The following is an 11,103-nucleotide window of genomic DNA, read 5'->3' as shown; positions in this document are numbered from 1 at the left end:
CTACAACTTCGACCTCACCGGCAACAACGCCGACGGCACCTGGCTCGCCAGCCAACAAATAAACCTTCCGGTGGGCCGGGCCTACATCAAAATCTACGGCTACAGCGGCAACGCAAGCTGGGGCAAGACGTACACCCTAAATGCGGGATGGATCTGGTCCTCAACTCCGGTACCCTCCATCAGCGGGACCCCACAGGTGGGCCGGGCCCTGACGGCAGTCCCAGGAACCTGGTCACCTACACCGGATGCGATGAGCTATCAGTGGTTCCGTTCCGGGACCGCCATCACCGGCGCGGCAGGGAAAACCTACACTCCGGTTGGCGCCGACTACGGCAAGACCATCACTGTGAAGGTCACCGGAAACAAGGCCGGGTACCCCGCAGTATCCAGGACCTCCGCAGCCACAGCCGTGGTCGCGAAAGGCACCCTGGCGGCACCGGTTCCGACCATCACCGGCACCGCCCGGGTCGGTTCCACGCTGACCGCAGTTCCGGGCACCTGGGGACCCGCACCAGTGACGCTGGCGTACCAGTGGAAAGCCAACGGCGTGAGCATCACCGGCGCCACCGCGGCCACCTACAAACCCGTCGCAACCGATACCGGCAAAACCCTCACCGTAACCGTCACCGGAACCAAAACCGGCTACAACACCACCGCGAAAACCTCCGCCGCAACCCCCGCCGTCCTTTAACGGGAGTCCTTCGCGGCAGAGCCCCTGGCTTCCTGGCGCTGCTCCCCACGAGGCGGAACCGGATTTCTCCGGCCGGCTCCTGGGGAGCAGTCCAGCTGGAATTCGCTTCCCCTGTATGAGTCCCGGCCCGCGTTATCCACATAGGCTCAGTGCTCCGTATCGGCTTTTCCCGGGCCTGCCTAGGATCGGCGTATGACAACGTTCCAGGGCATTCCCTCAGGTGCTTTCGGGTTCTACGCGGAGCTCCAGGAAAACAACAACCGGGAGTGGTGGCTGGAGAACAGCCCCCGCTACCGGTCGCTGGTGCGGGAACCGCTGCTGGCGCTCCTGGCCGGGCTCGAACCGCGGTTCGGCCCGGGAAAGGTGTTCCGCCCCCAGCGGGACATGCGGTTTTTCCAGAACGGCCCGCCCTACAAAACGGCGCAGGGCGCCTTCGCCGCGGTGCAGGAAGGCCTCGGGTATTACCTGCACATCGGAGCGGACGGCCTGGCAGTGGGGGCTGGCTGCCACACCGTTTCGCCGGCGCAGCTTGCCAGGTACCGGAACTCGGTGGATGCGGCCGGGACCGGTGAGGCGCTCCGGCGCATCGTCGAAGCACTGGAAGCGACAGGTTTCGATGTGGAGGGCGAAACGCTACGGAACGTGCCGCGCGGTTTTCCCTCGAACCACCCGCGGGCGGATCTCCTCCGGTACAGGACCCTGGCAGCCGGCAAGGACCTTGGCCGGCCGGACTGGCTTGCTACGCCCGCAGCGGCACAGGAAACCGCGCAACTGTGGGATGCGTTGCGTCCGCTGGTTGAGTGGATGGGCCGGCATGCTGCGCCCTGACTGGAAGTAGGGCTAGGCGGGGGTTTCCGGGGCCGGCTGCGCTGCTGCCAGGAGACGGGTGTCCAGGTTGGTGAAGAAGACCGCCAGCATAAGCCGGAAGGCGTTGGTGGCGGCTTCCGGCTCATTCATCACCACAAAGTCGAACTGCAGGCCGTAAAAGGTTGCAGTGAAGAGCCGAGCGTCGGTGTCCGCAAACTCTTCGGCGATGCCCTGAACCTGCAGCCAGTCCCGGGTTTTGTGGTGCAGCAGCCGGAAGTGCTGTTGGGATGTGCCGCGGGGTTCGGCGGCAACGATGTCCTGGGCGGTGGCTTCGAATTCCAGGCGGGTCAGGTGCCGGTTCCGCTGGGCCATGGTCCACTGCCAGGATTCGAGCAGGAAGTCCCGCCAGGCGTCCCTGTCGATGTCCCGTACGTCGGTGTTCCGCATCCTGTCCAGGCGGGATTCGATGGACACCACAATGTCGGTGATCAGTTGCTCGCGGCTGCCGAAGTGGTACACCAGCACGTAGGAGCTCACACCGAGGCCTTCCGCGAGGCTGCGGAAGGTGACCTCGGCAAGGGTTTTATCCATCAGGTAGTCCAGGATGGCGCCCAGGAGCTCGGCTTTACGTTCGGGGCGGGTCAGGCGTGCCATGGGATCAATCCTAGGAGCCGGGCATGGCTCTGCCCGCCCGGGAGGACCCGGGCGGGCAGATACGGATGGTCAGGCGCGGGTGTACTCGTCGCGGTCGTCGGGCTGGGACTCCGGGGCGGCAGTCCCGTTCACCGCCGTGCTGGCCGCGCTGAAGCGCTCGTTGAGGCGTGAGTGCCGCTGCCCGTACGCGAAGTAGATGGCCAGCCCGATCAGCAGCCAGATCACAAAGAAGATCCAGGTTTCCACGGCCAGGTTGGTCATCAGGTAGAGGCACAGGATTGCGGAGACCACCGGCAGGACCTTCCCGAAGGGTACCCGGAAGGCGGGCTTGAGGTCCGGGCGCTTCCGGCGCAGCACCAGGATGCCCAGGCTCACCACCACAAAGGCGGAGAGGGTGCCGATGTTGATCATTTCCTCGAGCAGGTCCACGTTGGTCAAACCGGCCACCACGGCAACTGCGGCGCCACAGATGATCTGGAGTCGCACCGGGGTGGAGCGTTTGTCGCTGGTTTTGGACAGGGAGCGCGGCAGCAGGCCGTCGCGGCTCATGGCCAGGACCACGCGGGACAGGCCCATCAGCAGCACCATGATCACTGTGGTCAGGCCCACCAGGGAACCGAACGCAATGACCTTGGCAGCGGTGGTGTCCCCCACCGCTTCGAAGGCGGTGGTCAGGGTGGGGTTCTCCGCCTCTGCCAGCTGTGTATAGGACACCATCCCGGTCAGCGCCAGGGAAACCAGGATGTAAAGGATGGTCACGAGGGCCAGGCCACCGAAGATGCCGCGCGGGAGAGTCTTCTGCGGGTTCTTCACTTCCTCGGCTGAGGTTGCCACCACGTCGAAGCCGATGAAGGCGAAGAACACGAGCGCAGCACCGGCGAAGACGCCCAGCGTGCCGTACTGCGCGGGGGCCGCCCCGGTGAGGAACCCGAAGAACGACTGCTTGAGGACGTCGGCAGCGCCGGTGCCGGCGGTGGGCTCGGCCGCAGGAATGAACGGGGCGTAGTTTTCAAACTTCACGTAGGTGAAGCCCACCACGATCACAAACAGGACCACGGCGATCTTGATCAGGGTAAAGACGTTGCCCACACGGGCGGACAGCTTGGTGCCCAGCACCAAGAGCACGGTGAAGATGGCAACGATCAGGAAGGCGCCCCAGTAGAGGTCAACGCCACCCAGGGAGATGGCCGGCGGAACGTCGGCACCCATCAGCGCGAACACGTTGCTGAGGTAAATGCCCCAGTACTTGGCGATCACCGCGGCCGCTGTGAAGAGTTCCAGGATCAGGTTCCAGCCGATGATCCAGGCGAGCAGCTCGCCCATGGTGGCGTACGTGAAAACATACGCGGAGCCGGCCACGGGGATCGCGGTGGCGAATTCGGCGTAGCACATGATGGCCAGCGCACAGGTAATGGCGGCGATGGCGAAGGACAGCGTCACAGCGGGGCCTGAGAAGTTGGCGGCAGCCTTGGCGCCCACGGAGAAGATTCCGGCCCCCACGGCAACGGCGACGCCCATGATCATCAGGTCCCAGGTACTCAGTGAGCGTTTGAGCTTGCGCCCGGGTTCATCGGCGTCGGCAATCGACTGCTCAATGGATTTTGTCCGGCGAAGGTTCATTGGGGATCACAATCCTGGTTTTGGCTGGAAACAGACCTATCAACGATAGTGTCCATCCACTGGACGGCTATATTCGTCTCAAATTTTGAGACGGATGAGGTGCCCGGCCGCAGCACACGGCCGGGCACCGGCCCGGTGCCAACGCCGATCGGTACGCCTTTTCAGGCGGGCCAATCCATCAGCGTTGACCTGATCAGGAAGCGTTTGCCTTCCGGTGCCTCAACCGAGAACCCGCTCCCGCGGCCCTGCACCACATCGACGGTGAGATGGGTGTGGCTCCAGTAATTGAACTGCTCCCGCGACATCCAGAACTCAAGGGGCTGGGGGTCGGTGCCGCCGAAGACGTCGAAGCGGCCCAGCAGCACGTCGGAGTCGCCGGTGATGAATTCGCCGGCCGGGTAGCACATGGGTGAAGACCCGTCGCAGCACCCGCCGGACTGGTGGAACATCAGCGGGCCGTGCTGCTCCCACAGCTTGGCGAGCAGGTCCACCGCAGCGGGCGTGAGCGCCACCCGGGAAAAGTCTTCCCCGGGCAGCGTCACGGCGGCGTTGATCGGTTCTGCAGTCATCGGCTTAGAAGAAGCCGAGCTTGTTCTCGTCGTAGCTGACCAGGAGGTTCTTGGTCTGCTGGTAGTGGTCCAGCATCATTGCGTGGTTCTCACGGCCGATGCCCGAGGACTTGTAGCCGCCGAACGCGGCACCGGCCGGGTAGGCGTGGTAGTTGTTGACCCACACACGGCCCGCCTGGATTTCCCGGCCGGCACGGTAGGCGACGTTGCCGTTCCGGGACCAAACGCCGGCGCCCAGGCCGTACAGGGTGTCGTTGGCGATGCCCATGGCGTCGTTGTAGTCGCTGAACCGGGTGACCGATACCACCGGGCCGAAGATTTCCTCCTGGAAGATCCGCATCCGGTTGTGGCCTTCGAACACCGTGGGCTGGACGTAGTAGCCGCCGGCCAGGTCGCCGGACAGTTCTGCCCGGGCACCGCCGATGAGGACCTTGGCGCCTTCCTGCCTGCCGATGTCCAGGTAGGAGAGGATCTTTTCGAGCTGGTCGTTGGATGCCTGTGCGCCCACCTGGGTGTCGGTGTCCAGCGGGTTGCCCTGCACCATCTTGCCCACCCGGGCGATGGCGTCGGCCATAAAGGAATCGTAGATCCCGTCCTGGACCAGGGCGCGGGACGGGCAGGTGCACACCTCGCCCTGGTTGAACGCGAACAGGGCGAAGCCCTCCTGGGCTTTGTCGTAGAACGCGTCGTTTTCCTGGGCCACGTCGTTGAAGAAGATGTTGGGGCTCTTGCCGCCCAGTTCAAGGGTGACCGGAATGAGGTTCTGGCTGGCGTACTGGCTGATCAGGCGCCCGGTGGTGGTTTCGCCGGTGAAGGCGATCTTCCGGATCCGGGAGCTGGAGGCGAGCGGTTTGCCAGCCTCAACACCGAATCCGTTGACCACATTGATGACCCCGGCCGGGAGCAGATCACCGATCAGCTCCATCAGCACCAGGATGGAAGTGGGCGTCTGTTCTGCCGGTTTCAGGACCACCGCGTTGCCGGCAGCGAGGGCCGGCGCGAGCTTCCAGACGGCCATAAGGATGGGGAAGTTCCACGGGATGATCTGGCCCACCACGCCCAGGGGCTCGTGGAAGTGGTAGGCAGTGGTGTCTTCGTCCAGCTGCGACAGCCTGCCTTCCTGGGCGCGCACGGCGGAGGCGAAGTAGCGGAAGTGGTCCGCGGCGAGGGGCATGTCGGCGTTGAGGGTCTCGCGGACGGGTTTGCCGTTGTCCCAGGACTCGGCGACGGCGAGCATTTCCAGGTTTTCGTCGATGCGGTCGGCGATCTTGTTCAGGATGGCGGCGCGCTCGGCCACGGAGGTCTTGCCCCAGGACGGCGCCACCTTGTGGGCCGCGTCCAGTGCCAGTTCGATGTCTTCGGCGGTTCCCCGGGCCACTTCGCAGAAGGGCTTGCCCGTTACGGGGGTGATGTTTTCGAAGTACTGGCCTTTGACGGGGGCCACCCACTCGCCGCCGATCCAGTTCTCGTAGCGGTCCTTGAAGGTGACCTTCGATCCGTCGGTGCCGGGCTGTGCGTAAACAGTCATTGCGAGCTCCTTTGCTGTGCATGAGGCGGCGGCCTGGTGCGGGCGCCCGCCGTTGCAGCCAGCCTAGGAGGGTGCAGGTTGCAGCAAGGTTGCAACCCGGAGGAGGAATGTCAGGGGGTTGCCGGGGATGCCCGGAGTTCGTCGTCGATCCGTTCCAGTTCGTCCACAACTGCCGCCCGCTTGGGTGAGCGGGCAGGGAGGAGGCGGAGCGCGGCGCGCCGGACGCCGACGTCGTTCCTTGCCTCGGGAAGTTCGGCGTACCGGAGCAGTGACTCGGCGCTGCCGTCGGTGAGGATCGCGTCGCGGAGCAGGGCCGAGACCCTGCCCCGCAAGGTGATGATTCCCGGCGCCTCGGAGCGCGGCAGCACCGCCCCACCGTAGATTTTCAGGGCCATCCGGTGGGCCCCCCGCTGCAGGCAGCTGAGGACCTGCCCCGAATCGGGGACCACGTCAACGGGCAGCCGGTACGGCCGGGAGGTGGGGACGGCGTCCGGATGAAGCTGCTGCAGGATCTTGCGGAGCCGGACCATCTCGGCGCGCAAGGTGATGGTGGAGCCCTCCCCCGGGTACAGCAACCCGCTGAGCTCCTCCGCGTTGAGCCCGTCCGGGTGGGTGCTGAGCAGGGCCAGGATCTCGCTGTGACGGGCGGACAACGCAACGGTCCGGCCCTGCAGGCTCAGCAGCGCCTGGTCCCGGCCCAGCAGTTGGAGGCTGTTCCGGTAGAGGCTGCCTTCCCGGACTGCCGCCGGCGGCGCCGCGGACCGCCGCCTGGCGGGCCTGCCGGCAAGGGACGCGGCGAGCTGGAGCCGTTCCACCCGCAGCTGGGCCTGCGCCGCGGCCACCGTGGCCTCCACCAGGGAAAGGGTGTGCGGCGCCACGGCGGAGGCTTTGCCGGTGATGTCCACAACGCCCAGGACGGCGCCGGAGTCGGGGTCGTGGAACGGCACGGCCGTGCAGCTCCAGGAGTGCACCGCGCGCTGGTAGTGCTCGGCCCCGGCGATCTGGATGCCCCGGCCCAGGGCCAGCGCGGTTCCGGGGGCGCTGGTCCCCACGGTGGCTTCGGACCAGTCCGCGCCGGGGACAAACATCATGCCTTCGGCCCGGCGCTGCAGGTCCGGGTCGCCGTCCACCCACAGCAGCCGGCCCACCTCGTCACCCACGGCCACCAGCAGGCCGCTGTCGTGGCTGGGCTGGACCAGGAGCCGGTTGATCACAGGCATGATCGCGGCCAGCGGGTGGCGGCGCCGGTAGTCCTCCAACTCGTCCCGGTCCAGGGCCAGCGGGGCGGCGGGGTTATCCGGGTTGGCCTGCAGGCGCGCGGACCGTTGCCAGGACTCCCGGATCAGCCGGCGCAGGCCCGGGATCTCGGGTGTTCCGCCGGGCACTCCGTGGTCCAGGAACTCGTGGCCGGCCATGGCGGCACGCTGGGTGGTGGCCGCACCTGGCGGCTGGCTCACGTTCGGCATTGAACTCCCAGGTGATGGGCGGCATCAGGCTGCCGGCCCGGCCATTCTAACCCCGCCCGGAAGTCCCCGGGCGGGATCCTCAGTCGCGGGAAATCCGGACCATGTCCTCCCGGGGAACCACCTTGATCCGCTCGCGGGCCACCCCGCTGGACCCGTCCGCGGTCCAGGCGGCGCCCAGGGCGGCTTCGTGGGCGTCGAGCCGGTTCCAGCCCTCCCACGTGGTGTATTCGACGCCGCGCTCCTCAAGGAGGTCGATGATGGCCTGCGGGTCGGGGTTCTGCGCCGGCGGCAGCGTGAGCCTGTCCTCCAGCAGGAAGCCGATGGTTTCCAGGGCGTCGCCCTTGGTGTGGCCGATCAGGCCCACCGGTCCGCGCTTGATCCAGCCTGTGGCGTAGATACCGGGGACAGCGGCCCCGGCAGCGTCGAGGACCCGGCCGCCCTCATTGGGAATGACACCGCGCTTGGCGTCGAATTCCAGTTCCGCCAGCGGCGAGCCGTGGTAACCGATGGCCCGGTAGACGGCCTGGACCGGGTATTCAGCGAACTCCCCCGTGCCTTTGGCGTTGCCGGTGCCGTCCAGCTGCATCCGCTCGAACTTGATCCCCGAGACGGAGCCTGTGCCGCCGTCCTGGATTTCCACCGGGCTGTGCAGGAAGTGCAGGTGCAGCCGGCGGGAGGAGGGTTCCTCGGCTTCGGCGTGCTCTTCGACAAGCCAGTTGGTCAGCGTGTTCACCATGGTTTTGATCTGGTTGTTGCTGCGGATGGCCTCATCGGAGGCCTCGTCGAACTCGAAGTCCTCCGGGTACAGCACAATGTCCACGTCGTTCATGTGGCTGAGCTCGCGCAGCTCCAGCGGCGTGAACTTGACCTGGGCGGGGCCGCGCCGGCCAAAGACGTGCACATCGGTGACAGGTGAGGATTTCAGGCCCTGGTAGACGTTGTCCGGGATTTCGGTGCTGAGCAGTTCCTCCGGGTGCTTGACCAGCATGCGCGCCACGTCAAGGGCCACGTTGCCGTTGCCGATCACGGCGATTTCCCGGGCCTCCAGCGGCCACTCCCGGGGGACGTCCGGGTGGCCGTCATACCAGGATACGAAGTCCGCGCCGCCGTAGGAGCCGGCCATGCCGATGCCGGGAATGTCCAGGTCGGCGTCCCGGATGGCGCCGGTGGAGAAGATCACGGCGTCGTAGAAGGCCCGGAAGTCGTGCAGGGTGAGGTCCTTGCCGTAGGCCACGTTCCCCAGGAAGCGGATGTCGCCGCGGTCCAGGACCTTGTGCAATGCGTTGACGATCCCCTTGATCCGGGGATGGTCAGGGGCCACGCCGTAGCGGATCAGGCCGTAGGGTGCGGGATAGGCCTCGAAGAGGTCGATGCTGACCTCGAAGTCGCCGTCCTTGACGCCGCTGGATTTGGTGAGGATATCGGCGGCGTACACACCTGCGGGCCCAGCCCCCACGATGGCGACGCGGAGGGGACGGGTGGCGGCGGAGGCGCTGTGGTTGGTCACCGGGGGCCCTTCTGACGATGCGGGTGCGCCGCACCGGCGCACAGTTCCCAATTCTAGGCCTTAGCCGCTTTTGGCCAGCGGAACCACCGCGCCTTCCCGGTAAAGCAGCGCCCGCAGTTCGGACTCGGCGGAGTCCGGCCGTTTGGGGTCGATGGTCTCGCCATTGTTGTAGTGGTCCAGCACGCGCGGGTCCACGTAGCTCTTCCGGGCGATGGACGGGGTGTTGCCCAGCACCTCGGCGGCAGCCTGCATGGCGGCGCTGACGGCCCGCTTCCTTTTGGCAACGGTGGGCCGCGGACCGGTCCGGGCCAGGCTGCCGGCGGCAGCAATGGTGCCGCGCAGGGTGCGGAAATCCTTGGCGGTGAAGTCGGAGCCGGTGCGTTCCTTGACGTAGGCGTTGATGTCGGAGCTGGTGACCGGGCGCCAGTTCCTGCCCTCCTTGTAGGCGAGCAGCCGGGCCTTGCCGCCGCGCTTCTTGAGCTGGCGCACCAGGGCGGCGAGGTCGGCGTCGCGGATTTCCGATTCCCAGTCCTTGCCGCTCTTGGCGGGAAACGCCAGCAGGATCCTGTCCTGGCGGACCTGGGCGTGCGCGCACAGCAGGGTGGCCAGCCCGCGGCTGCCGTTTTCGTTGGTGTACCGTTCGGAGCCCACCCGCAGTGATCCGCTGTCCAGCATCCGGAACGCCCCGGCCAGCACCCGTTCGCGGGAGAAGCCTTCGCTGCGGAGGTCCACGGTGACCAGCCGCCGGGCCGATGGCAGGGATTCGGCCAGCTGCAGGGACCTGACGAACTTCAGCCGGTCCTTCCGCTGCCGCCATTCCGGATGGTAGATGTACTGCCGCCGCCCCACGGCGTCCACCCCGGTGGCCTGGATGTGGCCATTTTCGAACGGGGCAATCCACACGTCCGTCCACGCCGGCGGGATCCCGATGCTGTCCAGTCGGTCCCTGACGTCGCCGGCCGGCACGGTGGAGCCGTCCAGGTCCCGGTAGCTGAACCCTTTTCCGGCAGGGATGCGCCGGTATCCACGCCCTGAGGCGTTGCTGCGCCGGAGCCTCATGGGGCGGTGGCCGGCAGTTCCGCTGATGTCATAAAAGCAAGCCTACTGATCAATGCCGGGATTGCCGCCCGGCACGCGTGGAATACCTGCCGGAAGCCTGCTGTTATGGTTGCGTGCCCTCACCCGAACAAACCGCCCCTGCCAGCCTCAACCCGGCCACCGCGCCTCCCGTCCAGGGAGCCGGGCCCAAAGCCGTGGATAAAGAGACGACGGCGGGGGTCCTGTTCGGGATCGGCGCATACGGGCTGTGGGGGCTGCTGCCGCTCTACTTCATTGTCCTGGTGCCCGCCGGCGCGGTTGAGATCGTGGCCAACCGGATTGTGTGGTCGCTGCTGTTCTGCGCTCTCCTGCTCACGGTCACCCGCTCCTGGCCGGCCATCGCCGCGGCGGTGCGGGACCGGAAAGTCTTTGCTCCGTTGGCGCTGGCTGCCCTGCTGATCGCCATCAACTGGCTCACCTATACCTACGGCGTGACCTCGGGCCAGGCCGTGGAGGCAGCCCTGGGCTACTTCATCAACCCCCTGGTCTCCGTGCTGCTGGGCGTGATCGTCCTGAAGGAACGGCTGCGCCCGCTGCAGTGGGCCGCCGTCGGAACCGGGTTTGTGGCGGTCGGCGTCCTGACCTATTCCTACGGAAAGTTACCGTGGATCGCACTCACCCTGGCGTTCAGCTTCGGCTTCTACGGCTTTGTGAAAAAACGGGTGGGTGCCAGGGTTGACGCCCTGACCAGCCTGAGCGTGGAGACCGCCGTGCTGGCGCCGCTGGCCGGGATCACCATGATCGTCCTGGCAGTCAACGGCACGGCCACCCTGGCCGCCAACGGGCCGGCGCACTTCTGGATCCTGGCAGCATCGGGAATCATCACAGCGATTCCGCTGCTGTTTTTCGGCGCCTCGGCCCGCCGCCTTCCCATGACCACCATCGGCCTGCTGCAGTACCTGGCCCCGATCCTGCAGTTCATTGTTGCCCTGCTGGTGTTCCGGGAGGCCATGCCGGCGGAGCGGTGGATCGGCTTCGGCGTTGTGTGGCTGGCACTGCTGCTGCTCACCGTCGACATGCTGGCCACCGCGCGGCGGCACGCCGTGGACCGGAAACGGGCCCTGCGCGCCGCAGCAGCCTGACCGGAGCGGCGGACCGGGAGCGCCCGCGGCTACTGGAGCGCCCGCGGAGACGCCAAAGGCGGGCCAGCCGAAACTGGCCCG

Annotated in this window: 9 protein-coding genes and 1 pseudogene; 3 read left to right on the top strand and 7 right to left on the bottom strand. The window is 66.7% G+C overall.

The window, feature by feature from the left end:
- Both QRN07_RS17070 and QRN07_RS17065 read left to right on the top strand, forming a co-directional pair.
- Nucleotides 1-691, top strand: a pseudogene (locus tag QRN07_RS17070) (hypothetical protein); the annotation flags it as partial.
- A 192-nt stretch (nt 692-883) separates the two neighbouring features.
- Complete coding sequence (locus QRN07_RS17065) at nt 884-1,519, top strand: DUF2461 domain-containing protein (RefSeq protein ID WP_285241701.1); 636 nt, start codon at nt 884-886, stop codon at nt 1,517-1,519.
- Between the two features lie 12 nt (nt 1,520-1,531).
- Here the strand turns inward: QRN07_RS17065 and QRN07_RS17060 are convergent, their stop codons facing one another.
- The 7 genes from QRN07_RS17060 to QRN07_RS17030 form a co-directional block, all read right to left on the bottom strand.
- Entirely contained in the window at nt 1,532-2,152 is a 621-nt protein-coding gene (locus tag QRN07_RS17060; RefSeq protein ID WP_050685250.1) for a TetR/AcrR family transcriptional regulator, read from the bottom strand.
- A gap of 69 nt (nt 2,153-2,221) precedes the next feature.
- Nucleotides 2,222-3,772 carry an amino acid permease gene (locus QRN07_RS17055; protein WP_056596867.1) on the bottom strand — a complete coding sequence of 517 codons (1,551 nt, stop codon included), beginning with the start codon at nt 3,770-3,772 and terminating at the stop codon, nt 2,222-2,224.
- 161 nt (nt 3,773-3,933) lie between these two features.
- Nucleotides 3,934-4,341, bottom strand: coding sequence for a DUF779 domain-containing protein (locus tag QRN07_RS17050; RefSeq protein WP_285241700.1), 408 nt, complete (start codon nt 4,339-4,341; stop codon nt 3,934-3,936).
- 4 nt (nt 4,342-4,345) lie between these two features.
- A complete protein-coding gene (gene exaC, locus QRN07_RS17045) occupies nt 4,346-5,869 on the bottom strand; it encodes an acetaldehyde dehydrogenase ExaC (protein ID WP_056596864.1) in 1,524 nt (507 codons plus the stop codon).
- A 110-nt stretch (nt 5,870-5,979) separates the two neighbouring features.
- Nucleotides 5,980-7,335: a helix-turn-helix domain-containing protein gene (locus QRN07_RS17040; RefSeq protein WP_285241699.1), complete on the bottom strand. Its 1,356-nt coding sequence runs from the start codon at nt 7,333-7,335 to the stop codon at nt 5,980-5,982.
- A 79-nt stretch (nt 7,336-7,414) separates the two neighbouring features.
- Nucleotides 7,415-8,842, bottom strand: coding sequence for an FAD-dependent oxidoreductase (locus QRN07_RS17035; protein ID WP_285241698.1), 1,428 nt, complete (start codon nt 8,840-8,842; stop codon nt 7,415-7,417).
- A 60-nt stretch (nt 8,843-8,902) separates the two neighbouring features.
- Nucleotides 8,903-9,901 (bottom strand): DNA topoisomerase IB, encoded by a 999-nt coding sequence (locus QRN07_RS17030; RefSeq protein ID WP_050685244.1) that lies wholly within the window; start codon nt 9,899-9,901, stop codon nt 8,903-8,905.
- A gap of 113 nt (nt 9,902-10,014) precedes the next feature.
- Between QRN07_RS17030 and rarD the strand changes: the two genes are divergently transcribed.
- Nucleotides 10,015-11,022 carry an EamA family transporter RarD gene (gene rarD, locus QRN07_RS17025; RefSeq protein WP_082178261.1) on the top strand — a complete coding sequence of 336 codons (1,008 nt, stop codon included), beginning with the start codon at nt 10,015-10,017 and terminating at the stop codon, nt 11,020-11,022.
- Nucleotides 11,023-11,103 lie beyond the last annotated feature (81 nt).

The sequence above is a fragment of the Pseudarthrobacter sp. MEB009 genome, from assembly GCF_030208875.1.
Taxonomy (GTDB): domain Bacteria; phylum Actinomycetota; class Actinomycetes; order Actinomycetales; family Micrococcaceae; genus Arthrobacter.
The sequence above is the reverse complement of the archived record's forward strand: the minus strand, read 5'-3'. Positions and strand labels throughout refer to the sequence as shown.